Below are 26133 nucleotides of genomic sequence, written 5' to 3'. Positions count from 1 at the left end.
TATTTCTTATTAATTAAATTTTAACTACGTATTTCTAACTTTTACGTGATAGAATACATTTGGTTTTGTTCCAACATGCTCCAATAAATGATACATTCTATCATCTTCAACTAATTTGGCTACATCACTTTCTTTATCATTCACATCACCAAATACCATCGATCCGGTAGAACAAGCACTTGAACAGGCTGTTTGGAATTCGTCTTTATTTACAGGACGACCTTCTTTTTTCGCTTTTAATATAGTGGCTTGTGTCATTTGAATACACATAGAACATTTTTCCATTACCCCTCTTGAACGAACATTTACATCCGGATTCAATACCATACGACCTAAATCATCATTCATATGGAAATCGAATTCATTGTTTTTGTTGTATAAGAACCAGTTGAAACGACGTACTTTATACGGACAGTTGTTTGCACAGTAACGAGTTCCCACACATCTGTTGTATGCCATGTGGTTTTGACCTTGACGGCTATGTGATGTTGCTGCAACAGGACAAACCGTTTCACATGGTGCATGATTACAGTGTTGACACATTACCGGTTGAAATACCACTTGTGGATTTTCACCAGGACTTTCCATTTCAACAAATCCTCCTAATGAACCTTTTTCTCCGAATAATCCGTCGAATTCTTCTTTTCTCTTTATATCTCCGGCAAATGTTTCTTCCGAAGAATAATATCTGTCAATACGCAACCAGTGCATATCTCTACTTCTTCTTACTTCTGATTTTCCTACTACAGGAACGTTATTTTCAGCATGACAAGCGATTACACAAGCACCACAACCGGTACATGAATTTAAATCGATTGACAAGTTGAAATGATGACCAACCGATCTGTCAAAACTATCCCACAAATCTACTTTTGTAGCTTCGATAGGTTTGTGATCCATAGAAACCATTGGTGGTGGATTCCATTTTTTAGCATCTTTTTCTGTATTGAAAATGGTTAACGTAGTTTCTTTAATAATATCACCACGACCCATTAAGGTTTTTTGTGATTGAACTGAAGCAAATTCATGTGCTCCACTTTCTAAAGCAATTGATACCGGTTGCGTTGCGTTAAATCCTTTGTATAAAGAATAGGCATTCACACCCACTTGCATAGCTTCTTTTAAAGCCTCTTTTCTACCGTATCCAAAAGCTAAACCAACTGTTCCTTTGGCTTGACCCGGTTGAATAATTACAGGAACTTTTTCAAGTTTTGTATTTCCAACTGTTACCGTTACATAGCTACCGTTAAGACCACCATTGGCAACAATTTCGTTTTCAATTCCTAATTTTTCTGCATCTGCTTTAGAAACAGTTAAATAGTTATCCCAAGAAACTCTTGTGATTGGATCCGGAAACTCTTGTAACCATGGGTTGTTGGCTTGTTGCCCGTCTCCCATTCCGGTTTTGGTATATAAATTTAATTCGAATGAACTTGATTTTGCTTGAGCTAAAGCAGAAGCTGCGGCTGAAAAATCAGCACCTACACCTCCAGCATTACCCGAAACTGTTGCTGAAACAAAAATTCCATCATGAATAGCTTGATTCCAAGTTTTTTCAGTTAAAATTCCGGTTGACCAGGTTTCTTTTAAGAAATCATAATAAGTCTTATTGCTTCCGTTCCAAACCAACAAATTATCTTGTAATTGACGAGAATTAAACAACGGACGAATAGTTGGTTGAGTAACTCCAAAAGTTCCTTTGATAATTTCAACATCACCCCAACTCTCCAAATAATGAGGTGCAGGAGCAGCGATGGTTGTTAAAGAAGCAGTTTCGTCTTCTTTTAATGAAATAGCTACTGAAAGTTTAGCTCTTTTCAAACCATCAGCAAATGTTTTACCGTCTGCTAACGTATAAACCGGATTTACACCACTCATAATAAGTGTGTGTACTTTTCCACCATTCAAATCGGCTACCAACTGAGCTACTGCTTGGTTAGAACCTTTTCTGATTTGTCTGGTTTGGTTTGTATTAAATGCTTCGCTGCTTAATTTAGCATTGATTGCCAATACTAATAATTGTGCATTTTTATCATCGATACCAGAAACTAAAACTCCTTTAGAACCCGATTGATTTAATTGTTCTGCAATTTTTGTGATTTCAGCTTCGTTTGCTAATTTTCCAACATTCACAGGAGTTCCTGTAACAATACTGAAAATTTTAACTAAAGCTAATTTTTGTTCTGCTGTTGACATTGGGATTCTTTTGTCTGCTGCAGCACCGGACAATGTCATATTCGCTTCTAACTGAATATGTTTTGACATTTTCCCTTGTTTTGGAACTCTTCCTTGAACATATCCTTTATCGAAACCACCACCTTGCCAATCGCCTAGGAAATCTGCTCCAACGGAAACAATGGTTGATGCTTTTGAAAAATCATATTCTGCTAACGCTCTTTCTCCATAAACAGCTTCAAACGCATCTAACGCTTCTGAAGAAGAAACAGCATCATAAATTACATGTTTTGTTGTTGGATTGTTGGCTATAAATTCGGCAACTAATTTATCTGTAGAAGGGCTTGCTAATGTTCCGGTTAAAAGAACTACTTGAGCACCAGTTGCTTTTGCATCAGCTAAACTAGCTTTTACTTTTGCATCAACTTCTGACCAAGAAGTATCTTTTTGGTTTAGCTTAGGTTGTTTTAAACGCATGTTGTCATACATTGACAAAACCGAAGCATGAACACGAGCGTTAGCACTAAAATTAGCACCTTCGATCGTATTGTTTTCTATTTTGATTGGACGACCTTCGCGAGTTTTTACTAAAATATTAGCAAAATCGAAACCGTCGAACATTGTTGTAGCATAATAATCTGCAATACCGGGAATAATTTGTTCCGGTTGCACTACATAAGGAATAGATTTGATCACTGGTCCTTCGCAGGCAGCCAATGAAGCGGCAGCTGTACTAAAACCAACGTATTTTAAGAAATCACGTCTTGAAGTAGAAGAGTTAGACAAACTGTCTTTATCTCCCAAAAACTCATCCGTTGGAATTGGCTCCACGAATTCATTGTTTCTTAACGTCTCAACAATAGAACTGTTATCGCTTAGCTCTTCAACACTTTTCCAGTATTTTTTGTTTGATGACATACTGTATATATATTAGCTTCTTAATAAATTAATTAATAGTGACATTTTCCACATTCTAAACCTCCCATTTGTGCAGCCGTTAATTTGTCTACACCATATTTTTTAGAAAGTTCTTCGTGAATTTTTTTGTAGTAATCATTGTCTTTCAATTTCACATCGGTTTCTCTGTGACAATTGATACACCATCCCATGGTTAAAGGAGCAAATTGTTTTTGCAACTCATATTCTTCAACAGGACCGTGACATGTTTGACATTCAATTCCGGCAACAGTAACGTGTTGCGAGTGATTGAAATAAACTAAATCCGGCAAGTTGTGAATACGAACCCATTTAACCGGTTGTGTTTTTCCAGTATATTTTTGATTGGCTTTATCCCAACCTACTGCATCGTACAATTTTTGAATTTCTCCGTCATAGAATGCTTTGCTGTATTCTGGTGTAGCAGTAGTTTCCGCAACTTCTGAAACGTTTTTATGACAGTTCATACAAACATTTAAAGCAGGAATTCCGGCATGCTTACTATCTCTTGCTGATGAGTGACAATATTTACAATCAATTCCATTATCACCGGCATGAATTCTATGTGAGTAATGAATTGGCTGAATTGGCTCGTAGTTTTGATCTACACCAATTTGCATAAACCACCCGTACACAAAATAAGCACTTGATAATAAAAGGAAAATAACGGTTACTAAAACCAAGAATTGATTTTTAGCAAATGCTTTCCAAATTGGTAAAGTTTTTTCTTTTTGAGCTACTTCGATTCCGTTTGCTTTTGCGATTTTAGACAACACATTGTTAACTAAAAACAGCATCACAACTAGCATTCCTAAAACTAATGCAAGAGCTCCAAGAATTACTTCGTTTGAAATTCCGCCTGACTGAGCAACTACTCCTTCCGGACCAGGTGTTGGCGTCGGTGGAGCAGCAATCGGCTCCATCGTATAAGCTATGATATTATCAAGATCTGCATCTGACAACTGAGGAAACGCAGTCATTGGCGACTGGTTATACTCGTTAAAAATTTTGTTTGCTCTTTCGTCTCCCGATTTTATTAATTCGGCACTGTTACGAATCCATTTGTACAACCATTCTTTTTCATATTTATCACCCACCCCACGCAACGCAGGTCCGGTCATTTTTGCATCCAATTTATGACACGCAGCACATTGAGCATTGAACAATGCTTTTCCTGCAACCGGATCTCCTGAGGCAGTGGCTGGAGCAGGTGCAGCAGCGGTTGCATCAGCAGCTGGTGCCGGAGCGACAGCATCTTGAGCAAAAATTTGAATAGAAAAAGTTAGCATAAATGCTAAACTAAACAGTAGAACTCTTGAAATCGAATTAGGGTTACCCACCTTTTTCATATATTAGAATATAATTTGTCGACTAATTTTTTGGTATGATTTTTTCTATAGTTCACAATAAAACGTACATTTTATTTTAAACTCCGACAAAAATACGACTTATGAACTATTCTCAAAACCTTAAAATACCCTTAAATAGTAATTTATATTTATTCTAAATAATATTTATTGTTTTGTTTTATTTCATAACCACTACATTTGCATTAAAATCAATTCATTATGTTATCAAAAGAAAGAAAAAAACTGTTTTACTCCCTTATTTTACTTGTTTTATTATTTACAAATAATGAAGTTTTCGCACAAACTACAACTGTTGAGCAAGATGCGAAATTCGAACAATTGTTAAATGAAAAAAGAAGAGTAAACGCCTCATTGACGGTGAATGACCGTTGGAAAATTCAAATATTTACGGGAAATAATGAAAACTCAAGAAAGGAACTTATTTCTTTTAAAAGAGAGAATAAAGATTTTGATGCTACGATAGTATTTCATACTCCGGTTTATAAAGTTTGGGTTGGAAATTATAAAACCAGAATTGAAGCTGAAAGAAATTTGAAAGAATTAAAAGTAAAATATCCGAATGCTTTTTTGATTAAACCAAGTAAGTAAATTTCACAATCCTATAAAAACAAAAAATCCCGATTGCTCGGGATTTTTTTATGCTTCTTATTTCAGCTTTTTCTTAACTTCTACTTGGCTGAATGATTCGATTAAATCGCCTACTTCAATGTCGTTGTATCCTTTAATTTGCATACCACAATCATATCCTTTCGAAACTTCTTTTACGTCGTCTTTGAAACGTTTAAGAGCAACCAGTTCACCAGTGTAAATCACGACACCTTCTCTAATTAATCTTATTTTAGAGCTTCTGATGATTTTTCCATCAATAACCATACAACCTGCGATTGTTCCAATTTTCGAAATTTTGAATGTTTCACGGATTTCTGCTGTTCCTGAAATTTCTTCTTTTAATTCCGGAGACAACATTCCTTCCATCGCATCTTTTAAATCATCAATTGCATCATAGATAATTGAGTATGTTTTGATATCAATTTCTTCTTTGTCTGCTAATTGTTTAGCATTTCCGGCAGGACGAACATTAAATCCGATAATAATTGCATCGGAAGCCGAAGCCAACAATACATCTGATTCGGTAATCGCACCAACACCTTTATGGATAATTTTGATTTGAATTTCTTCGGTTGACAATTTAGAGAACGAGTCAGAAAGTGCTTCAACCGAACCATCCACGTCACCTTTCAAAATAATATTCAACTCTTTAAATTGACCTAATGCAATACGTCTTCCAATCTCGGCCAACGTGATGTGTTTTTGAGTTCTAACTGATTGCTCACGCATCAATTGTGAACGTTTTGCAGCAATTTGTTTCGCTTCACGTTCGTCTTCAAACATATTAAATTTATCACCCGCAGTTGGAGCTCCATCCAATCCTAAAATAGAAATTGGTGTTGAAGGCCCGGCTTCTTTTATACTATTGCCACGTTCATCATGCATCGCTTTCACTTTACCATGATTTTTACCTGCCAACACATAATCTCCGATTCTAACTGTTCCGGCTTGAATTAATACAGTTGAAATATATCCTTTTCCTTTATCTAAATAGGCTTCAACAACAGTACCAACAGCTGGTTTGTTTGGATTAGCTTTTAAATCTAACAATTCAGCTTCTAATAAAACTTTTTCAAGTAATTCTTTCACACCAATTCCCATTTTAGCAGAAATGTCATGTGATTGAATTTTTCCACCCCAATCTTCCACCAATAAATTCATACCGGCTAATTTTTCTTTAATTTTTTCAGGATTAGCATTTGGCTTATCTACCTTATTGATAGCAAAAATCATTGGCACACCAGCTGCTTGAGCATGACTTATGGCTTCTTTGGTTTGTGGCATGATGTCGTCATCAGCAGCAATTACGATAATCGCAATATCTGTCAATTGAGCACCACGAGCACGCATTGCGGTAAACGCTTCGTGACCCGGTGTATCAAGGAATGCGATTTTTTGACCGTTTTCCAATGTTACCCCATAGGCACCGATGTGCTGTGTAATACCTCCGGACTCACCGGCAATTACGTTTGCTTTACGAATATAATCTAGTAAAGATGTTTTACCATGGTCAACGTGACCCATTACGGTAACAATTGGAGCTCTGTGCACCAAATCTTCATCTTTGTCTTGTACTACTTCAATAGCGTCTTCAATATCTGTTGTAATGAATTCTACTTCATAACCAAACTCATCTGCAACAATCGATAAAGTTTCAGCATCCAAACGTTGGTTCATCGTTACCATAATTCCTAACGACATACATGTTCCGATAACTTTGGTAATTGGCACATCCATCATGGTTGCAATTTCACCAACGGTAACAAATTCTGTTACTTTGATGGTTTTGCTTCCTTCTTCGATCGCTTTTAATTCATCATCCGAACGTTGACGGTGCGAATCTCTTTTGTCTCTACGGTATTTTGCCGCTTTGCTTTTATTTCCTTTACCTTGAAGTTTTTCTAAGGTTTCACGGATTTGTTTTTGTACTTCTTCTTCCGTTGGCTCAACTTTTGCCACAATTGCAGGGCGAGCACTTTTATTAAAACCAGGTCTGATTGCTTGACCCGGACGAGGCGGTCCACCTTGTGTATTTCCGGTATTCTGACCTCCAGGTGCTCCCGGTTTAGGTTGAATTCTTTTTCTTTTGTTTTTATTTGGATCATTTGAACCACCCGCTTGCTGCGTAGCCGAACGAGGTTGAATTTTTGGTTCTTCCTTTTTCTTTTTTGGTTTATCAAATTGAGACAAATCAATTTTTTGTCCGGTATTGGTAGTTCCTGATAATTTTTGATATTGAGTCTCAAATTTTTCATCTGCAGGTGCTGCTGCTGGAGCAGGAGCTTGGGCGGAAGTAGCCGGTGTTGGAGTGATAGCCGGTTTTTTAGGCTGTTCGGTTTTTTGAACTACCGGTTTAGGCTCAACTTTTTCTGGAGAAGCTTTTGGCTTATCTTCTTCAACAATTAGTTTTTCCTGAACTGGCTCTTCTTTTTTAACAACTTCTTGAACTGGTTCCGGCTTAACTTCTTCTACTTTTTCAACTTCCGGAGTAGGCTGTTTTTTTGGCTCTAAATCAATTTTACCAACCTGTTTTGGTCCGGTTACAGTTGCTTTAGCCTTAATAACTTCTTGTTGTTGCTTTAAAAGTTCTTCTTCATGCTTTTTCTGCAATTCCAATTCCTTTTCTCTTTCAACACGGAGAGCTTCTTTTTCTTTACGTTTTTCTTCACTCACTTCTTTAGAAGCCTCTTTATTCCCCTTATCGCCGGCAAATTCATTACAAAGAATTGAATATTCATTTTCAGAGATTTTTGTGTTTGGACTAGCTTCAATAGTAACACCTTTGTCTTTTAAATAATCGACAGCTCTCTCCAAAGAAATATTTAATTCCCTTAAAATTTTATTAATTCTTATGTTCTTTTCTTCAGACATATATTTTTTTTAGTGTGTGTTCTTTTTTGTGAAGTTTACGCTTCAAATTCTGATTTTAAAATTCTCATCACATCCTGAACAGTTTCTTCTTCTAAGTCTGTTCTTCTGACTAAATCTTCTATAGTATGTTTTAATACGCTTCTTGCTGTATCTAAACCTATTTTTGCAAATTCATCGATTACCCATCCGTCGATTTCATCAGAGAACTCTGTTAATTCTACGTCATCTTCTTCTTCGGCAACATTTCCTTCACGGATAACATCTAATTCATAACCCGTTAATAAGCCAGCCAATTTGATGTTGTGTCCGCCACGACCAATTGCTTTTGAAACTTCTTCTAATTTCAAAAATACTTCAGCTCTTTTTTTCTCTTCATCAATTTTGATAGAAGAAACTTTTGCAGGGCTCAATGCTCTTGTTATAAATAATTGATTATTACTTGTATAGTTGATAACATCAATATTTTCATTTCCTAATTCGCGAACGATTCCGTGAATTCTTGATCCTTTCATTCCGACACATGCTCCAACCGGATCAATTCTGTCATCATACGAATCTACAGCAACTTTTGCTTTTTCTCCCGGAATACGAACCACTTTTTTAATCATGATTAATCCGTCGAAAATTTCAGGAATTTCTTGTTCAAATAATTTTTCCAAAAACTTTTCTGAAGTTCTTGACATAATAATTTGAGGCTTGTTTCCTTTTAATTCAACATTTTCAATGATTCCACGAACATTATCTCCTTTACGGAAAAAGTCGGATGGAATTTGTTTTTCTTTTGGCAATATTATTTCGTTTCCGTCATCATCTACCAAAATTACAACTCTTGGACGAACATGGTGTACTTCTGCAGTATAAATTTCGCCAATTAAATCTTTAAATTGTTTGTAAAGATTTGTGCTGTCGTGTTCATGTATTTTTGAAATCAAGTTTTGACGAAGTGCTAAAATGGCTCTTCTTCCTAAATCGATTAATTTTACTTCTTCAGAAACATCTTCACCTACTTCAAAATCAGGTTCGATTTTTCTGGCTTCAGATAATGAAATTTCAGAATTTTCATCTTCTACTTCTCCATCAGCTACCACCACACGGTTTCTCCAAATTTCCATATCTCCTTTGTCAGGATTGATGATGATATCGAAATTGTCATCTGAACCATATTTCTTTTTCAAGGCATTTCTAAAAACATCTTCTAAAATGGCCATGAGGGTCACACGATCGATTAATTTATCGTCTTTAAACTCTGAAAATGATTCGATTAATGCTATATTTTCCATGCTAAACTACTTGTGTTTTTAAAATGTTATTGTCACTATTGCTTCTTTAATTTCCGAATAAGGTAGCTCAATCTTTTTTTCTACCGTTTCTTTTCCTTTACCAATCTTTTTGGGCTCTCTTGCCGTCCAAGTCAAAGTAATAAATTCGTCGTTTGCATTGGCTAAAACAGCATCTATTACTTCTGTTGCGGTTTTAACTTTTAACGTTCTTCCTATGTTTTTTTTGTATTGTCTTACTAATTTTAGTGGAGTTGAAACACCGGCAGAAGCCACTTCGATTGAAAAATCTTGCTCTTCTCTATCTAAATTATTCTCAATTGCTCTGTTAATATCGATACAATCTTGCAGTGTAACTCCTTGATCACCATCTAACGTAACTATAATTTTCATAGCATCTGTAATGGTTAAATCAATCAAAAAAACAGAAGGTTTTTCACTCAACCCCTGATTTAATAAGGCAACAACTTTATCTTTAAATATCATATTTTTATAAAAAGAGGCACGCAATGCGTGCCTCATTATTTACTTTTTAATCAAATAACGGTGCAAATATAGTGATTTTTTTTATAATTGAAAATTCATTGTAAAATGATAAAAATATTTGTACCTTTATATTCTAAAACAACCTAAATAAACCAATCTATTTTACACGACTTTTTATGAAAAAAATTTTAATTCCAACCGATTTTTCTCAACACGCAGAATATGCCCTAAAAGTAGCGGCTCAAATAGCAAAAAAACATGATGGTGAAATTATTTTACTTCACATGTTAGAATTGCCTTCGCAATCTGGTGATGCTGTAAATAGTGCACATGCCATACCTGAACTTATGTTCTTTAAAAACGCAGCTATTAACAAACTAGAAAGCTTGATGGACGCACCGTATTTAGAAGGCTTAAAAGTATCTGAAATCATTCAGTTTGAATTGGCTTTTGACGGAATCATTAACTTGAGCAAAAAGAACGACGTAGATTTGATCGTAATGGGATCGCACGGTGCCAGTGGATTTAAAGATATGTTTATTGGTTCTAATGCTGAAAAAGTTGTTCGTCATTCGGAAGTTCCGGTTTTAATTATCAAAAAAGAAATACCTGATTTTAATATTAAGAAATTTGTTTTTGCTTCTGATTTTGCAGACGAAGTAAAAAAACCTTTTGCAAAAGTGGTTGAAGCTGCCAATAAATTTGGTGCAGAACTAAATTTGGTAATGATTAATACGCCAAATAGTTTTAAATCAACTTTGGTTGCCCAAGAAATAATGGACAAATTTGTTGCTCAATTTCAAATTAACAGTTATTCAACACATATTTTTAATGATGCTAATGTTGAAAAAGGAATTTTAAATTTTGCTAACAGTATAAATGCCGACTTAATTGGAATGTGTACGCATGGACGAAAAGGGCTTTCTCACTTTTTCAATGGAAGTATTAGTGAAGACTTAGTAAATCATGCTGTTAAACCGGTTTTAACTTTCAAAATATAATCTACCAAAACTTTTATTGAATCCCGTTTTGTTCGTAAGACGGGATTTTTTATGCTTTAAAAACAAAAAACCCACTCGTTAAAGTGGGTTTGTCTGTTGGTCCACAAGGACAAATACCTCAGCACCTCAACTTACTTCATAAAACCTATAACCCTCTTATATTTAAAGGATTTAGATAAAATTTATTTTTCACTACACCTCAAAAAACTTTGTAAAACTTCAAATTATTATATATTTTTGCTACGTGATTTACTACGCCTTTTTATGTTATGATGAAGAAACCTACTCATTTTTTTAATTTAGAATCAAAACCGAATAAATTAGGTGAACATTTGATTTTTTTTAATTTGTCTTATGGATACAAAACCTACAACTATAAGCTCAACAAATTTAACTACGTACCACTTAGAATTTCAACTAAATGGAATTTAAAAAAAGAATATTGGAACGACCAGCCAATTTACAGAGCAAATCAGACATATGTCAAAAGATTTGGAAGAGATTTAAATGTTTTACTAGATAAAATTGAAAAAGCTTCTTACGACCAACTTTCATATTTTAGAAATACTTTTGACAGGGACCCAAGCACTAAAGAGTTAAAACAATTAATAGAAGAAAAATTAAATAGAACATCAAAAGCCTCTATTCACATAGGTATTGTTGAATATACTGAAAAACTCATTGCCAAAAGAACGAGTTTGTCTAACAATGAACTAGGACATTGGGATACTTCAACAGGCAATCAATATCAAGCGGTTGCCAACAGGTTAAAGAGATATGACACTTACAATAACTCCACGCTAACATTTGGTGATATTACAGAGGAACAATATTGGGATTACTTCAAAACTATTAATAATTTCCACATGGAAGACAATGGAAACTATTATACTCAAACAACTATGAATAAAGAGTTCAGGTCGATTAGAGCAATTTTTAACTGTGCAAAAGAAGAAAATATAAAAATCAATATAGACTATTCTAAAAAAAGTTTGAAAATTGCAACTAATAAATCGACTTACGAAACTTATTTGAACGAAGAACAATTAAGCGTTATAATCAACACTGATACAAGCCACTCTCAAGAATTCACGCACGCTAAAAACTATATTATTTTATCTTCATTCACGGGATTAAGAATTGGAGACATGACCCACCTTTATGAATTAAAGCCTGAAATTATAGTCCACGATTCAAAAAAATACCATTGTTTCACAACTAAAATCAGAAAATCAAACGAAAATGTTGAAGAATTGATTACTACCATTCCAATATTGAAACCCGTTAAAATGATTTTAGAATTAAACAATAACCAATTTCCAAAGTTCACATCACAACCGAATATCAGGAAAGTTATAAAAAAGTTTTTGAAACATCTAAAATTTGATAACGAAACTATAACTAAAACAAAATACTATTTGGTTGATGAACCTAAAATTGAAAAAAAGAAACAACATGAACTTTTTGGTCCGCATGATTGTAGAAGGACTTTCATAACAAATTTAAAACAATTAGGAATTCAAAATGATGCTATAGAACCAATCACACATCCGAAAATAAAAAACGTTTCTGTATTGGATGGTTATGATAAATCTACTTTAAATGACAGAGCTGTTAAACTGATTAAACAAGTGAACTCCAAAAAATCAAAACTTTTTAAATATTAATTAAATTCCATACATTAGTATTCAAATACAAACATAAAACTCATAAGAGATTTTATAAAAGATTGATAGCGGCTCGATCGTTTTCCGCCGGAAAACATCGAGCCACTTAACAATACTAATAAAATTTGATAGAACCCAAGCATCAATTTTATGCATAAAAAAACATAATATAAACACTATTGAAATAAAAAAAAGGATGAATTATAAAACTGGGCTATGCTAAATCATAACGATAATTACATATATAAGTATGTGCCGTTTGGAGTAAATACTCTCAAATGTTTAATAAAAAATGAACTCTGGTTTGGCAGTCCACATAATCTAAATGACCCATTTGAAAGTAAATTTGACATTAATTTTATAGGAGGTGATTTGCCAACGAGTGATGCTTTAATCGACTTTTATCAGAATGATTTACTAATTAACACAGCAGTAAAAGAAAAAATTATACGTCTTGGTATAGATGTTAACTTTATATTAAGAGACATTACTGAGTGTTTACAAAAAAGTATAAAAGAAAAATTTGGTATTTGTAGTTTTTCAAAAAGCTATTTAGATACAAGAATGTGGTCACACTATGCTGAATCTCATTCTGGAATTTGTTTGATTTTTGACAAAGAAATTCTTTATAATAGTTTCTCTAAAAACAGTTTTGGTTATCATATATTGGAATCTGATATAATTTATTCTGAATTTCCACATTCAATAAACATAAGTTTTGTAAATAATAAGGTCTGTGTAAATGATTTTGACAGAGAAAAAATAATAAACAGCAAACTATTGGATTGGCAAGACGAAAAAGAAATTAGATACTCAATAGAGTTCTTTAACCCAAACTCGCCTAGGGCAATTCCATTTAATCCTGAAGCTTTGCAAGGAATAATTTTAGGTGAAAAAATCGACCATGATAACGCTGGAACATTGGTACATCTTTTAAAAAATAATAAAGACTTTATTTGGGCAAAAGCATTTATGAATTATACTATCGGGAAAATGGATTCTTATTACATAAAACCTACAATTCAACAGCCCTCAAACCAAGTAATATTTTAATGATATGTATCAATAGCTTTACTGTATCAAAATAAATCTATAATGCAGTTTAATGATACATTGTTACCGTATCAATCTATTTCTTTGATAAAAAATAAGACAATCTATAGTTTTATCAAGTCTTTTAAATTATCAATACGTGTTTAATTATATTTACATAATAAATTTTAATTATATGCGTAATAATCATCCATACATCATTCTTTCTGAGACACCCCGCTCAGGAGCGGTTACAGAAGCTTCTTTACTAATAACAAATCAATTTTTTAACACTAGTAAATCAGCTAATCAATGGCGAAAAGATAAAAATTTTTACAGAGTAAAAGGTAAAGACCATGCTAATAATGACATCATTAGTAATAAAATAAATTATCATTACATTTCTGAGTTTATTAGAAATGAAGGGCACTTCAATCCAACAGCATTTAATTTGCCTGTAATGAAAAGCTTTTGGCTTGATGGAGTGTTTGAAGGTAAAATAAATTTCCATAAACATGATGAGACTGCTCCCCATGGTTTAGCAATCGCAGATGGCTACATTAAACAAATCTTTGGGGAAAAATATCCCATATCTCCAAAACTTATAAGAGAGGGGCATACATTTACATCCCTACAACCTCAATTATTGCAAAGAATAACCAAAATTAGAACAAAACTCATTGAAAATTCAGCAGATTCTCTAACTGATGACTGGTTTTTTGAATTAAGAAGTTTAATTAGTGATAGCATTTCATTAGTTGAGATAACCCTTAATCAAATATATATAATGGCTGAATATAATCCTTTAGCAAATTGGAATTTTCAAAAAGAAAAACTTGGTGAGAGGCATGGGAGAAGGTTTGAGGATAAATTAGGATGGATTTATCAAATTTCTGGAAATCATTTAGGAGCAGAAAAATATTTACCAAGTTTCCATAATTTAAGAGAACTTCGAAATCACTTGATGCATTTCGACCCGCCTTCTCTAATTGTAACTATAGAAGAAGCTACAATATGGTTAAATCAAATCATAGATGTTGGTTGGTTACTTATTAAAATGAGAAAAGCGGTAGGAACTGAAATTTCAATTCCCTTAATTAATTTCATTCTACAAAAGGAAGCTGTTTTTAATCCAGAACCTCATTGTGTTGATAGATTACCTATAGGTACTGGAAACAGTGATTACATTTCCTCAACTTGGCCCAAATACTGAAATTTAACCAAAGTCGTTACCTGTTCTCCATGAACCATCTGTTTCATCGTCCCACTTTCTAGTTTCATCATCATAACTAGTTTCCCAATCAGATTGTTGGTCAACATATTCTTTTTGGCTCATTGTTTCGTGAGCTTGGTCCATAATATAGTTTGAGATTTTTTCATATTCTATAATAACATTATTAATAAATTCTACACCGACAAGTTCATTTGGAAACTCTGTATTTACTAAATTCAGTCCAAATTTATCAATAAACTGCATATAAACATCTACAACCTGATGCGTTGTTGGCGTATTTTCAAACGTATCAAAAGCTATTCTGCTTATAATATCTAACAACGTATCAGATTTCTGAAAATAGACCTTTTCACCAACTTCCAAAATAGAATTTATAAAATCATCCTTTTCAAGTTCCGTATTGAAAAATTTAACATGGTAATCTGAATAATTTTCGTGATGATTGCTGATATTAAAAACAAAAAAAGGCATAAATATTTTTTTTAGAATGTTATTTATTAATCAAATATAATTAAAAATAGTTTGCTCACATCAAATTTTTTACTACATTTGTATATACAAATGTTAATCATAAGCGTTATGCAAAAAGCTATCATCATTTCAAGATGTTCAACGAATGAAAATCGTCAGGACGTTACACGCCAGTCTCAAGAGCTCACCAAAAACTACGGCAATCAATTCAACATCGTAAAAGAGTTCACATACTACAAGTCAGGAACAAAAAACGATGAGGTAAATGCTGAGATTTTAGACTATGCCATCAAAAACGATATAAAACATATAATCGCCATAGAAATCTCTAGAATTTCCCGTAAAATATCATCTTTCGCCTTGTTTTTAGAAAAATGTAACGAAAACAAAATCAATATCATAATCGATAACTTTAAACTTCATACCCTACTCCCATCGGGAGAAATTAACGGAATGGTTCAAACTATGTTAAGCATTGCTTCAACTTTTACAAGCTTAGAATTAAGCATGATTAAAGAACGTTTAAACTCAGGTCGTGACAAGTTTATACGTGATGGTGGCAAACTGGGAAGAAAGGTCGGTTCAGAAAAAGATACCAAAAAATTACTGACTGAGCATAGCGATATTGTTAAATTCCTTAAACAAGGTCAATCGGTTCGCAACGTTATGAAACTAACTTCAAAAAGTAGCGGAACAGTACAAAAAATAAAAAAAATGGTTGCATAAAAAAGGTCGTGAAATTCACGACCCATTTTTTTTTGAAACACTTCACGAACAGCATCGACTGAATCCGTATTTATTATATAATAAAGCAACATTATTTTTTTTGTTTCAGAGTTAATACCCAATCTTTTAGGTACAAAACGGAACATTTTTTATACCAAAAATTCTGAAAATAAATATAAACGCACCATCATACCCCACTTAAACAACAACAATTTTTAATTTCTATTTTACGGGCGGTAACGGCAGTATTTTAATTTTTAAAGAACGGTGCTCCGCACCGGTAAAAAAACTAGCCTAATTGCTCAATACGTCTGCGGATAATCTCAATCTCTTTTTTAAGCTGTAATTTTTGCAACTCCTTTTGTAACTCTTGTTTTTTCAAAGGGTCATTTTGGACCTGAATTTCAACTTGCTTAACCCTAATCTTATCATCGATTGTTTTCATATTACCAACTAGTCAAATTAAGATAATGTTCTTGCACAAATCGGTACTTGTAGAAGTCCGTTTCTTTGTATTTTTCACCACCTTTTAGCCACCAAACTTCTGGTAAAATTTCAACTCCCCACGGTGAATGGACCGAAAGCCCACATAATATTTTCCACTCCGAGCTATTTTGTCTTATAAATTTATAAACTTCCTCCGTTAAGTGGGGGTTAACTGCCTTATAACGCTCGAAATTATAAGGTTGTAAAACTCTTTGTTTTATTCCCATACTTTTTTTAAATTCTTCATTATTAAATATCTTATCCATTTTTAATCGTTTTAATCTCATTATTATATTTTGTTATATACCCTTTCCAACTTTCCAAATCAAAAATTGCACTTTGGTGATAACTGACTTTAGAAAATCCTAAACGGAAACATTGTATCAACTTTTTTTTGTTACTGCACTTCACAAAACAGTGTAAATGGTTTTGTCCATTCTTACTCTTCTTTTCAATAACATAATTAATCTCTAAGCTAGTGTTGCCCATTTGCTTTAAAACAAAGCCTAATATCTCTTCTATTTCATCACTAGAATAGTTGTAACAAGGGTCTATGCTCAAAGCATAGTATTTGCTTGCTCTTATTCTTTGGAGCTTAAAACGGCTTATTATGTGGGGAGAGATATACCAATTATAATTCTCATCTTGAAATAACATTCTTTCAGTTACTTCATTTTTAATTTTCTGTATAATCCTTCTTACATTCCTTGTTGATTGTACTGTAAGTTGACTAACTTCCTTTACATTATAATAATCATCTTTAATCATTTACTTATTTGTTATTACTACTAATCCATTACACACTGTACTAAAGTCCGTTGAATAGATTACTTATTTTATTTTAAATATCACGGAATTTGTAAAAAGTCCGCAAGACTTAAAAATATATTACTTTCTCATAAATGTAATCGTAAAAAAAAAGAGAAAGTAAAAAGCTAAAGGGATATCATAAAAATAACCCTTAATAGCTAACGGTAAAAATTACCTTAGATTTTTTTTGAACTTAGCTTGGCAAGTGAGTCAAAAATGTTTTTAGAATAATAACGCTTTCTGTTACCTATTCGAAAATCTATTATGATTCTGCCATCTCGTTCCATCTCGAGGAGTGTATTTTCACAGATACAAAGAATCTGCATGACATCTCGTGAGTTAAGAATTTGTTTATTCACCTCAAATATATGGTTGTATTGGAGTTTAATGTTATTGCTACTGAAGTCAGCCTCCTTGATTGTATTACTCGCTTTAACTGCCTAAAAAACGTACAATCTGAATTAATACAAAAATACTCATTTAATTATGACCTGTCAAGTTTTACGTTTAAGAATCGTCATTAGATAATTACTACGTTATTTACTACGCAATAAAAAAGAAACCCCTGAAAAGCTTTATGCTTACAGGGGTTCTAATTTTAGCAGTTGGTCCACAAGGACTCGAACCTTGAAAGACTGCACCAAAAACAGTTGTGTTACCATTACACCATGGACCAAAATCGCTTGATTGCGGGTGCAAATTTATACTATTTTTTATTTAAAGCAAATAAATAAAAGATTTTTCTGTGAAATATTTTATCCAAAACCAACATCAGATTAAAAACGAGCTATTTAAGGCTCAAAAAAAATACTTTCAATTAAACTTAATTAACAAAATTTTGTTAAGCCATATACGTTTCCACAAAAAAATAGTTTCTTTGTAGCTACATTCAAGCATAAAAAATAAATCGCACTGATGACTACACTCAATTTTAATAAATGGAATACCCTTTTAGGTTGGTTCGCTTTTGCCGTTGCCTTACTTACATTTTCATTAACTGTTGAACCAACGGTTAGCTTTTGGGATTGTGGCGAATATATTTCCACATCAGCTAAACTACAAGTTGGTCATCCACCGGGAGCTCCACTATTCCAGATGATTGGTGCCTTTTTTGCTATGTTTGCTCCTGATGATTCAAAGGTCGCACTGATGGTAAATATGATGTCAGTATTCTCTAGTGCGTTCACTATTTTATTTATGTATTGGTCGTCTACTTTATTGTTGAGAAAAATAATTACTCGATTTAAAGAAATCACTAAAATGGATGAAATTGCTATTTTAGGTGCTTCTTTGGTAGGTGCTTTAGCTTTTACGTTTACCGATAGTTTTTGGTATAATGCTGTGGAAGCAGAAGTATATGCGATGGCAACCTTATTAATTTCGTTATTATTTTGGCTTGGTTTGCGATGGGAAACAGACATGCACACACCACGCGGAAATAAATGGTTACTTTTAATTTGTTTGGTTTTAGGGCTTTCGTTTGGTGTTCACTTTATGGCTTTACTAGCAGTTCCTTCAATCGGATTATTATACTTTTTTAAAAATTACAAAACAGTAACCGTTAAAAATTTCATCATTGCCAATATTGTTGTAGTAGCAATTTTGTTGTTTATTTTTAAAATGCTGTTGCCATTAACCATGTCGCTTTTTGGAAAAACGGAAGTATTTATGGTAAACACATTCGGATTACCATTTAACTCCGGAACCATTTTCATGACGTTGTTTTTAATAGCGTTCTTCTATTTTGGATTGAAATTTACCCGTACAAAGAACCTTCCGCAATACAATACCATTTTATTGTGTATTCTTTTTGTTCTTATTGGTTTTTCAACTTGGATGATGTTGCCTATTCGTGCCAATGCCAATGTGGTTATTAATGAAAATCGTCCGTCTGATGCTCGTGAAGTTTTGGCTTATTATAATCGTGAGCAGTATCCTCAAAACCCATTGTTTTATGGGCCTCAATTCACAGATATGTTTGCCGGATTAGATCCGGACGAACCGTTTTTAGACAAAGCTCCAAACTATGAGCGTGATTATAAAACGGGAAAATATGTTATCACAAACAACTTTATAAATGCCACACAAAATAGTCACAATGCTCACAAAGCTTTTTTACCAAGAATGTGGAATGGTGAAAGTGCTCAAAACTATATGGAGTTTACGAATGTTGTAGATTTTAAAATTGATCCGGAATATGCTCATGAGCAAGAACTAGTTGATATTGTTTCGCAATTCAGACAAGCTTACAGCTCAGGAAGATTGGATACCGAAGATTATATATCGTTTTTAAAAGGCTACGGAAATTATCTTATTGTGGAAAAACCAAAAGCTTCAGACAATTTCCGATTTATGTTTGAGTATCAATTTGGCTATATGTATGTTCGTTATTTGATGTGGAATTTTGTTGGAAGACAAAGCGACGTTCAAGGAAAATATGACAACGAAGGGAACTGGCTAAGCGGAATTGATTTTATTGACGAAATATTTTTAGGCTCTCAAAAAAATCTTCCTGAAGATGTGATAACGAATAAGGGAAGAAATGTTTACTTCTTTTTGCCTTTTATTTTAGGTATAATCGGATTACTTTATCATTCTAAAAAAGATTTAAAAAGTTTTTATGTATTGCTCGCATTATTCTTATTTACAGGAATAGCTTTAAAAATCTACCTCAACGAAAGACCTTTTGAACCTAGAGAAAGAGATTATGCTTTGGTTGGTTCATTCTATGTTTTTGCGATTTGGATTGGAATTGGCGTTTATGCCATTTTTGACACATTAATAAAGTGGATGCAGCCAAAAATAGTTTTTCCGTTTGTTTTTGTTGCTTCTCTTTTAGCTGCTCCAGTTCTACTTGCTTCTCAAAACTGGGACGACCATGACAGATCAGGAAAATATACTGCTTTAGCGAATGCAAAAGGTTATTTAGAATCATGTGAACCAAATGCTATCTTATTTACAATTGGTGATAATGACACTTTCCCATTATGGTATGCTCAAGAAATTGAAGGAATTCGAAGAGATGTTAGAGTTGTAAATACACAATTATTTATGACGGACTGGCACATTGATCAGATGAAAGCAAAAGCTTATACATCGGAACCATTGCCAATTTCATTCGATAGAAGTTTATATGTTGGAGATAAATTAGACTATTGTGTTTATAATGAAATTACTCAAAATCGTTGGGAGTTAAAAGATTTTATCAACTTTATTAAAAGTGATGACCCTAATACCAAACTTGAAATGCAAAGTGGACAAAGCGTGCATTTCTTCCCAACTAATAAAATAAGATATACTATTGATAAAGAAGCAGTTATTAAAAACAAAGTTGTTTCTGAAAAATATTATGATTCCATCGTCCCCTTTATGGACATTGACATCAAAGACAGAGCTATTTATAAAGCACGTATAATGATGTTTGATATCATTCAAAATAATAATTGGGAAAGACCTATCTATTTTACCGGCGGAAGCGATTCCGACGAAGATTTTCTTTGGATGAAGCAATATCTTCAATTAGATGGCTTAGTATACAAATTAGTTCCAATTAAAACACCCTACAACCCTGAAAATGGTCAATTAGAAATGGGTATGATTGATAGCGATAAAATGTATGATATCGTAATGAAATGGGATTGGGGCAACAGTGATGGCGATATTTATCATGACATTGAAACCCGAAGAAACAGCATTACTTATCGTTTGAACTTGTCAAGATTAATGCAGCAACTCATCGCTGAAGGAAAAACAGAAAAAGCTAAAGAAGTAATCGATTTGGTTTTAACCAAATTACCTTTGGATAAATATGGTTTTTATACGTTGCTAGAGCCTTTTGTTGCCGGTTATTATGATGTTGGTGAAACCAAAAAAGCACAAGAGTTGATGACTAGATTAGCTGAAAAATACAATGACAATCTAAATTATTATGTAAGCCAAAAAGCATCTGAACAAAATGATAACATCTATGAAGTTGTCAAAAACTTAGAACGTTACAGATCATTGATTCAAGTAATAAAAAGCAAAAAAGACACTGCTTTTTATGAGAAGAACAGAAAAACATTCAACAGCTATAACAAACGATTCGAGCGATTTGGTCGTGATAATGAATAAAAATTAGAGCCATTAAGTTGGCTCTTTTTGTTTAAAATGTATGGATTTACTCTGGATTAAAACGAACCCAATTATAAAAAACATTTTTTCAAATTACGTTTGGACCATTGCGAACGATAAAAAAAAAGTGTTTCTAACTTTTGATGATGGTCCAACTCCGGAAATCACCGAATGGGTTTTAGCACAATTAAAAAAGTATAATTTTAAAGCTACTTTTTTTTGTATTGGTAATAATATAGAGAAACATCCTGATCTATTCAACCAATTAATTACGGAAGGTCACGCTATTGGAAACCATACTTTTAATCACGTGAAAGGATGGAATACGCCAAATAAAACCTATTTAAAAGAAGTTGAAAAATGTGAGGAAATGATTGAGCATTATTCGATTAACCAAAATCTATCCAAGCTTTTTCGTCCGCCTTATGGAAAAATCAAACCTTTGCAATCCAGAAAACTGCGAAAATTAGGGTATAAAATTATTATGTGGGATGTGTTGAGTGCCGATTATAAACGAACAATCACCAAAGAAAAGTGTCTTGAAAATGTGGTAAAAAATGTGGAATCAGGAAGTATAATCGTTTTTCACGATAGTATAAAAGCATTTCCGAATTTGGAATTTGTACTTCCAAAAACGCTTCAATTTTTATCCGAAAACGGATATCAATGTGAAATAATCAACTAGACTTGTTCTTGAACTAAACCAATAATTGTGTTTGCATCCAGCTCACCGGACTGTCTCCACACCATCTGACCTTCTTTGTAAATCATTAAGGTAGGAAGACCTTTAATACGAAGAGCATCGGCCAATTCCTGATTTTTATCTACGTCTATCTTAATTACTTTCGCTTTATCGCCCAATGCAGCCGCCACATCTCTAATTACAGGATGCATTGCTACGGATGATTCGTTCCACTCAGTGTAAAAATCAATTAACACCGGAACTTGAGCATTAATAAGTTCACCAAACTTTGACATAAGGACAAATTTTATTTAAATTTAAACCTATTTTTTAACATATTAAGTACAAATGTAGCATATTTTACGAATTACGCTACTTTTTCGGCTTTTTTTAATTCGATTACGGTAATTTCAGGCCAAATTCCTACTCTTCCGGGGTAAGCATGGAAACCAAAACCACGGTTTACATAAACATATCTACCTAAATTTTCATATAATCCTGCCCATTGTTTGTACACATATTGCACCGGACTCCATTTGATAAAACCGGGAATTTCTATTCCAAATTGCAATCCGTGTGTGTGACCGGATAACGTCAAATGAAAATTTTGCTCGTTATTTTTCACTTCGTATTCCCAATGACTTGGATCGTGACTCATCAAAATCTTGAAATCCTTTTGACTTAAACCGTTGGAAGCTTTCACCAAATCTCCTGCTTTTTTGAAACTTTTACCCCAATTTTCAACACCAACAACGGCAATTTCATCGGTTCCGTTTTTCAATTTTACATTTTCATTCATCAATAATTTAAAATCAATTTGACGATGTAAATCTTTGATGGCTTCAAAATTATCTTCTTTATCTTTTTGCGTTGGCCAATCAATGTATTCGCCGTAATCGTGATTTCCTAAAACAGAATATTTTCCAAATTTGGGATTGTGGATTTTTTTGAATGTATCAACCCAAGGATGCATCTCGGTGGCGTGTGTGTTCACGATATCACCGGTAAACAAAACCATATCGGAATTCTGCTCATTAATCAAATCAACCGCATATTGAATTTTTTCAGGATTATCAAAACTGCCGGAATGAATGTCTGAAATATGTGTGATGGTTGTTCCGTCGAAACTATCTGGTAAATCACTAAAAAAAAGTGTTTGTTTGATGACTTTAAAATTATATTTCCCTTTGGTCATTCCATACAGAAGTGATATAAAAGGAACAGCTGCAACTCCAAGAGCAATCTGACTGACGAATTTTCTCCTTTCAGGAAGAAAAGAACTTTGCTCTGTATTTCCCAAAAAGTGCGAAATCGTGCCGGAAATTATTCGATAAAAATCTTCCCCAAACATTACCAAAGTCAAAATAATTTTAGGAATATAAATAATTAACACCAAACCAAAAGTGAGAAGTGTACTCGAATTTTGCCCTACACGACGATCAAATTGCGTAAAAGAATAGATGATAAACGCCAAAATAAGTACGCTCAAAAGCACATATGAATACTGAACCCATTTTATTTTAGATAAGGTTCTAAAGGCTTGAAATGCATAGACTTCAATAAATAAAACAAAGAGAATAAAGAAGAGTAATCGATACATTAATATATTTTTTCATATTTTTATCAAAAGTAGTTTCTAATTTCAAAATTTGTTTTGATTTAAAGTAATTTTTAACATTTGTGATATGCGTTCACGCTTTAGAAATTTAGTCATTTCCATCCATTGCTTCTTCTGCATCACTACTGCTTTTTCCCAAAACCAAAAAAGTGATATTTTGATTAATAAAGCTTGGGATTTTGTTCTCTCCGATAATGATAGTGCTAGAATTTACATCTCAAAATTAAAAGACATCTATAAGGTAGAAAAAAATCTATTACTGCGAGTTAAAACATTGGAAGTAGAAGGTCTTTATTATGAAATCATTCAAAATGATTATAAAAAAGCATCAGAATTATATTTAAAAGCAATTAAAATAGCGGAACAAAATAAGATTGATTACGTTAAAAATCTTTATCATTCCATTGGTGTAATGTTTCATACGACAGACGAATATGAAAAAGCGAAAATTTATTATCAAAAATCGTTGGAAGCTGCCAAAAAATCTTCGGATAATGATTTGTTGGTGAAATGTTTAATCAATTTGGGTTCAATAAATTCCAGCACAGAAAAATATGATGAAGCGGAAAAACTTTTTTTGGAAAGCTTAGAATATGAAGCTTCTTTTGAAACCAAACGATCTACTTATTCCAACTTAGGAAACTTAAAAATCAGAGAAAATAAATTCGAAGAAGCCATCAATTTTCTTGAAAAAGCTATTGCTGTAAATCCTGAAACCGGTCAAGAGGGTGATGTGATGGATTATTCGTATTTAATCAATGCTAAAAGTAAATTGAAAAATTTTGACGGAATTGACACACTTCTAAAAAAATCGGAAAAATTTTTAGTCCAAACTGACAATTTGAGAAACCGAAGCATCATGCTGAAATCTATTGGGAATGTGTATGAATCGATGGGAAATTTTTCTAAAGCAACGCAATTTCGAAATCAATACATACAAGTTTACGACAGTTTGAAAATGCAACAACGTGACGATATTGTGTATGAATTAGAAACCAAATACCAAACTGAAAAAAAAGAAGAAGAACTTCAAAAAAGAATAAAAGAAAAAAATCAATTACTCATTTTTACTTTTCTGTCAGGATTTATAATATTGATTTTGAGTTGTTTAGCTTACTTAAACATCAAACAAAAGAAAAAAGTCAACAAACAAAAAGCTCAACTTGAAATTTTGGTTGACGAAAAAAATACGTTGTTGAAAGAAACGCATCATCGGGTGAAAAACAGTTTTCAAATTGTATCCAGTTTGCTTTATTTACAATCGGAAAATATCAGTGACAAAGAAGCGGCTTTAGCGGTAAAAGAAGCTCAAAATCGTGTAAAATCAATGATTTTGATTCATCAAAAATTGTATAGCAAAGATCAATTGGTTGGAATTGATTCGAAAGAATATATTGAAGATTTAGTGAATGATATTATTGAAAATCAATCAGATAGTATTGAAAATTTGAAAATTTCAACAATAATTGACAGTAAAATTTTTAGCATTGACACCATCACTCCTATCGGATTAATCATTAATGAATTAATTACAAATGTTATTAAATATGCTTTCCCTGAAAAAATTCAAAATCCGGAATTGAAAGTTTCCTTTTTAAAAAAAGATGCTAATTATGAACTGAAAGTTTCCGATAATGGAATTGGTATTTCTAATCAAAACAATCCCGAATCTTTTGGTTTAAAATTGATTCATTCGTTAGCCAAAAAACTAAAAGCGACTGTTTCTTTTGAAAATAACAATGGCACAACAGTTACTCTTGTCATTACTAAATTTGAAGAATTGAATTAAAATAGTATTTTAGTTGTATGAAAACCAAAATCTACATATTGGAAGACGAGCCGTTGATTGCCGAAACCATCAAAACCAGTCTTGAGAAAGAAGGTTATGAAATTTGCGGAATGGCTGACAATGTAAAAGAAGCTGCTTTTGATGTAGAAACGCTTCAACCCGATTTAATTTTGGTTGATATCACTTTAGATGGCGAATTAAACGGAATTGATTTTGTGAATCATTTAAAAAAGAAAGCTGATATTCCATTCATTTTTTTAACTTCCTTATCGGATAATGCCACCTTGGAAAAAGTGAAAGCGACTGAACCTTTTGGCTATATCGTAAAACCATTTAATGAAAAAACATTAAAAACGAATATCGAATTAGCTTTGCACAAATACCATCTTCAAAAACCTTCCGTTTCGGTTACCGAAGAAAATGATTCGTTTTTCATAAAAAATAAAGGAGAACTCATCCGAATCGAATTAAACCAAATTTTGTATTTAGAAGCGTATGATAATTATTGTTACCTCATCACTTCACAAAACAAAACCTTGATTAGCCATACGTTAAAAAGTGTAGAAGAAAAATTGCCTTCTCAAAAATTTCTTCGGGTGCACCGTTCTTTTGTGGTGCAGGTTTCCCAAATTTCTTCGCTTCAAGAAGGATTTCTGTTTATTGGTAAACACAAAATTCCTGTGGGAAAATCATACCGTGATGAATTAATGAAAAACATTACCTTATTATAATCTTCACTTAGAAAAAAGCTTTGTTCACTTAAAAAAAAGCTCTCTTCAC

The 26133-nt window shown here is 32.9% G+C and carries 21 protein-coding genes and 1 tRNA gene; 10 read left to right on the top strand and 12 right to left on the bottom strand.

The features are described 5' to 3' along the window. Positions 1–24: 24 nt before the first annotated feature. Together B4N66_RS14960 and B4N66_RS14955 are read right to left on the bottom strand one after the other, a co-directional pair. Entirely contained in the window at positions 25–3093 is a 3069-nt protein-coding gene (locus B4N66_RS14960) for a TAT-variant-translocated molybdopterin oxidoreductase (RefSeq protein ID WP_291095842.1), read from the bottom strand. A 32-nt stretch (positions 3094–3125) separates the two neighbouring features. Further along, complete coding sequence (locus B4N66_RS14955) at positions 3126–4460, bottom strand: c-type cytochrome (protein ID WP_291095841.1); 1335 nt, start codon at positions 4458–4460, stop codon at positions 3126–3128. A gap of 219 nt (positions 4461–4679) precedes the next feature. Here B4N66_RS14955 and B4N66_RS14950 point away from each other — a divergent pair, with 219 nt between their 5' ends. Beyond that, positions 4680–5069 (top strand): SPOR domain-containing protein, encoded by a 390-nt coding sequence (locus tag B4N66_RS14950; protein ID WP_291095840.1) that lies wholly within the window; start codon positions 4680–4682, stop codon positions 5067–5069. Between the two features lie 57 nt (positions 5070–5126). Here B4N66_RS14950 and infB read toward each other — a convergent pair whose 3' ends face one another. The 3 genes from infB to rimP are packed head-to-tail and all read right to left on the bottom strand — an operon-like array spanning position 5127 to position 9724. Beyond that, on the bottom strand, positions 5127–7961 hold the full coding sequence (gene infB / locus B4N66_RS14945; RefSeq protein ID WP_291095839.1) for a translation initiation factor IF-2: 2835 nt from the start codon (positions 7959–7961) through the stop codon (positions 5127–5129). Positions 7962–7996: 35 nt separating this feature from the next. Next, positions 7997–9241 (bottom strand): transcription termination factor NusA, encoded by a 1245-nt coding sequence (gene nusA / locus B4N66_RS14940; protein ID WP_291095837.1) that lies wholly within the window; start codon positions 9239–9241, stop codon positions 7997–7999. Positions 9242–9259: 18 nt separating this feature from the next. Beyond that, a complete protein-coding gene (rimP, locus tag B4N66_RS14935; protein ID WP_291095835.1) occupies positions 9260–9724 on the bottom strand; it encodes a ribosome assembly cofactor RimP in 465 nt (154 codons plus the stop codon). Between the two features lie 176 nt (positions 9725–9900). Here rimP and B4N66_RS14930 point away from each other — a divergent pair, with 176 nt between their 5' ends. From B4N66_RS14930 to B4N66_RS14915, 4 genes are all read left to right on the top strand, one after another. Continuing rightward, on the top strand, positions 9901–10725 hold the full coding sequence (locus tag B4N66_RS14930) for a universal stress protein (RefSeq protein ID WP_291095834.1): 825 nt from the start codon (positions 9901–9903) through the stop codon (positions 10723–10725). A 269-nt stretch (positions 10726–10994) separates the two neighbouring features. Further along, entirely contained in the window at positions 10995–12392 is a 1398-nt protein-coding gene (locus B4N66_RS14925) for a phage integrase SAM-like domain-containing protein (protein ID WP_291095832.1), read from the top strand. 216 nt (positions 12393–12608) lie between these two features. Continuing rightward, positions 12609–13445 (top strand): DUF2971 domain-containing protein, encoded by an 837-nt coding sequence (locus B4N66_RS14920; RefSeq protein ID WP_291095831.1) that lies wholly within the window; start codon positions 12609–12611, stop codon positions 13443–13445. A gap of 175 nt (positions 13446–13620) precedes the next feature. Beyond that, positions 13621–14637, top strand: coding sequence for a hypothetical protein (locus B4N66_RS14915; protein ID WP_291095830.1), 1017 nt, complete (start codon positions 13621–13623; stop codon positions 14635–14637). Positions 14638–14640: 3 nt separating this feature from the next. Here the strand turns inward: B4N66_RS14915 and B4N66_RS14910 are convergent, their stop codons facing one another. Next, positions 14641–15129, bottom strand: a complete 489-nt coding sequence (locus B4N66_RS14910; RefSeq protein WP_291095829.1) for a hypothetical protein — start codon at positions 15127–15129, stop codon at positions 14641–14643. A gap of 108 nt (positions 15130–15237) precedes the next feature. Here B4N66_RS14910 and B4N66_RS14905 point away from each other — a divergent pair, with 108 nt between their 5' ends. Further along, positions 15238–15855, top strand: a complete 618-nt coding sequence (locus B4N66_RS14905; RefSeq protein ID WP_291095827.1) for a recombinase family protein — start codon at positions 15238–15240, stop codon at positions 15853–15855. A gap of 289 nt (positions 15856–16144) precedes the next feature. On the opposite strand, the gene B4N66_RS14900 is transcribed toward B4N66_RS14905, so the two are convergent. From B4N66_RS14900 to B4N66_RS14885, 4 genes are all read right to left on the bottom strand, one after another. Next, positions 16145–16300: a hypothetical protein gene (locus tag B4N66_RS14900; RefSeq protein ID WP_291095826.1), complete on the bottom strand. Its 156-nt coding sequence runs from the start codon at positions 16298–16300 to the stop codon at positions 16145–16147. Position 16301: 1 nt separating this feature from the next. Beyond that, the gene (locus B4N66_RS14895) at positions 16302–16607 is read right to left on the bottom strand and encodes a hypothetical protein (protein WP_291095824.1); all 306 of its coding nucleotides are present in this window, start codon (positions 16605–16607) and stop codon (positions 16302–16304) included. Then, positions 16600–17109: a hypothetical protein gene (locus tag B4N66_RS14890; RefSeq protein WP_291095823.1), complete on the bottom strand. Its 510-nt coding sequence runs from the start codon at positions 17107–17109 to the stop codon at positions 16600–16602. Before B4N66_RS14890 ends, B4N66_RS14895 begins: the two co-directional genes overlap by 8 nt. A gap of 647 nt (positions 17110–17756) precedes the next feature. Beyond that, positions 17757–17827, bottom strand: a tRNA-Gln gene (locus B4N66_RS14885). 239 nt (positions 17828–18066) lie between these two features. Here B4N66_RS14885 and B4N66_RS14880 point away from each other — a divergent pair. Both B4N66_RS14880 and B4N66_RS14875 read left to right on the top strand, forming a co-directional pair. Then, the gene (locus B4N66_RS14880; RefSeq protein ID WP_291095821.1) at positions 18067–21264 is read left to right on the top strand and encodes a DUF2723 domain-containing protein; all 3198 of its coding nucleotides are present in this window, start codon (positions 18067–18069) and stop codon (positions 21262–21264) included. 40 nt (positions 21265–21304) lie between these two features. Next, positions 21305–21949, top strand: a complete 645-nt coding sequence (locus tag B4N66_RS14875) for a polysaccharide deacetylase family protein (protein WP_291095820.1) — start codon at positions 21305–21307, stop codon at positions 21947–21949. On the opposite strand, the gene B4N66_RS14870 is transcribed toward B4N66_RS14875, so the two are convergent. After that, on the bottom strand, positions 21946–22242 hold the full coding sequence (locus B4N66_RS14870; protein WP_248435864.1) for a thioredoxin family protein: 297 nt from the start codon (positions 22240–22242) through the stop codon (positions 21946–21948). The two genes, B4N66_RS14875 and B4N66_RS14870, sit on opposite strands and share 4 nt — an antisense overlap. 71 nt (positions 22243–22313) lie before the next feature. Beyond that, a complete protein-coding gene (locus tag B4N66_RS14865; RefSeq protein WP_291095818.1) occupies positions 22314–23546 on the bottom strand; it encodes a metallophosphoesterase in 1233 nt (410 codons plus the stop codon). Between the two features lie 85 nt (positions 23547–23631). On the opposite strand from B4N66_RS14865, the gene B4N66_RS14860 reads away from it, so the two are divergent. Both B4N66_RS14860 and B4N66_RS14855 read left to right on the top strand, forming a co-directional pair. Beyond that, entirely contained in the window at positions 23632–25353 is a 1722-nt protein-coding gene (locus B4N66_RS14860; RefSeq protein WP_291095816.1) for a tetratricopeptide repeat-containing sensor histidine kinase, read from the top strand. A gap of 17 nt (positions 25354–25370) precedes the next feature. After that, a complete protein-coding gene (locus B4N66_RS14855) occupies positions 25371–26084 on the top strand; it encodes a LytR/AlgR family response regulator transcription factor (RefSeq protein ID WP_291095815.1) in 714 nt (237 codons plus the stop codon). Positions 26085–26133: the final 49 nt, after the last annotated feature.

This window comes from Flavobacterium sp. UBA2787 (assembly GCA_002352205.1).
GTDB lineage: Bacteria > Bacteroidota > Bacteroidia > Flavobacteriales > Flavobacteriaceae > Flavobacterium.
Note: the sequence above shows the minus strand (reverse complement) of the source record. Positions and strands in the feature narration are given on the sequence as shown.

What these genes read in the sequence shown, in the direction of transcription:
- B4N66_RS14955 (WP_291095841.1), bottom strand. Translation starts at nt 4,460, where the DNA reads ATGAAAAAGGTGGGTAACCCTAATTCGATTTCAAGAGTTCTACTGTTT.
- rimP (WP_291095835.1), bottom strand. Translation starts at nt 9,724, where the DNA reads ATGATATTTAAAGATAAAGTTGTTGCCTTATTAAATCAGGGGTTGAGT.
- B4N66_RS14880 (WP_291095821.1), top strand. Translation starts at nt 18,067, where the DNA reads ATGACTACACTCAATTTTAATAAATGGAATACCCTTTTAGGTTGGTTC.
- B4N66_RS14925 (WP_291095832.1), top strand. Translation starts at nt 10,995, where the DNA reads ATGATGAAGAAACCTACTCATTTTTTTAATTTAGAATCAAAACCGAAT.
- B4N66_RS14870 (WP_248435864.1), bottom strand. Translation starts at nt 22,242, where the DNA reads ATGTCAAAGTTTGGTGAACTTATTAATGCTCAAGTTCCGGTGTTAATT.
- infB (WP_291095839.1), bottom strand. Translation starts at nt 7,961, where the DNA reads ATGTCTGAAGAAAAGAACATAAGAATTAATAAAATTTTAAGGGAATTA.
- B4N66_RS14865 (WP_291095818.1), bottom strand. Translation starts at nt 23,546, where the DNA reads ATGTATCGATTACTCTTCTTTATTCTCTTTGTTTTATTTATTGAAGTC.
- B4N66_RS14855 (WP_291095815.1), top strand. Translation starts at nt 25,371, where the DNA reads ATGAAAACCAAAATCTACATATTGGAAGACGAGCCGTTGATTGCCGAA.
- B4N66_RS14930 (WP_291095834.1), top strand. Translation starts at nt 9,901, where the DNA reads ATGAAAAAAATTTTAATTCCAACCGATTTTTCTCAACACGCAGAATAT.
- B4N66_RS14895 (WP_291095824.1), bottom strand. Translation starts at nt 16,607, where the DNA reads ATGGATAAGATATTTAATAATGAAGAATTTAAAAAAAGTATGGGAATA.
- B4N66_RS14920 (WP_291095831.1), top strand. Translation starts at nt 12,609, where the DNA reads ATGCTAAATCATAACGATAATTACATATATAAGTATGTGCCGTTTGGA.
- B4N66_RS14910 (WP_291095829.1), bottom strand. Translation starts at nt 15,129, where the DNA reads ATGCCTTTTTTTGTTTTTAATATCAGCAATCATCACGAAAATTATTCA.
- B4N66_RS14950 (WP_291095840.1), top strand. Translation starts at nt 4,680, where the DNA reads ATGTTATCAAAAGAAAGAAAAAAACTGTTTTACTCCCTTATTTTACTT.
- B4N66_RS14900 (WP_291095826.1), bottom strand. Translation starts at nt 16,300, where the DNA reads ATGAAAACAATCGATGATAAGATTAGGGTTAAGCAAGTTGAAATTCAG.
- B4N66_RS14890 (WP_291095823.1), bottom strand. Translation starts at nt 17,109, where the DNA reads ATGATTAAAGATGATTATTATAATGTAAAGGAAGTTAGTCAACTTACA.
- B4N66_RS14915 (WP_291095830.1), top strand. Translation starts at nt 13,621, where the DNA reads ATGCGTAATAATCATCCATACATCATTCTTTCTGAGACACCCCGCTCA.
- B4N66_RS14960 (WP_291095842.1), bottom strand. Translation starts at nt 3,093, where the DNA reads ATGTCATCAAACAAAAAATACTGGAAAAGTGTTGAAGAGCTAAGCGAT.
- B4N66_RS14875 (WP_291095820.1), top strand. Translation starts at nt 21,305, where the DNA reads ATGGATTTACTCTGGATTAAAACGAACCCAATTATAAAAAACATTTTT.
- nusA (WP_291095837.1), bottom strand. Translation starts at nt 9,241, where the DNA reads ATGGAAAATATAGCATTAATCGAATCATTTTCAGAGTTTAAAGACGAT.
- B4N66_RS14905 (WP_291095827.1), top strand. Translation starts at nt 15,238, where the DNA reads ATGCAAAAAGCTATCATCATTTCAAGATGTTCAACGAATGAAAATCGT.
- B4N66_RS14860 (WP_291095816.1), top strand. Translation starts at nt 23,632, where the DNA reads ATGCGTTCACGCTTTAGAAATTTAGTCATTTCCATCCATTGCTTCTTC.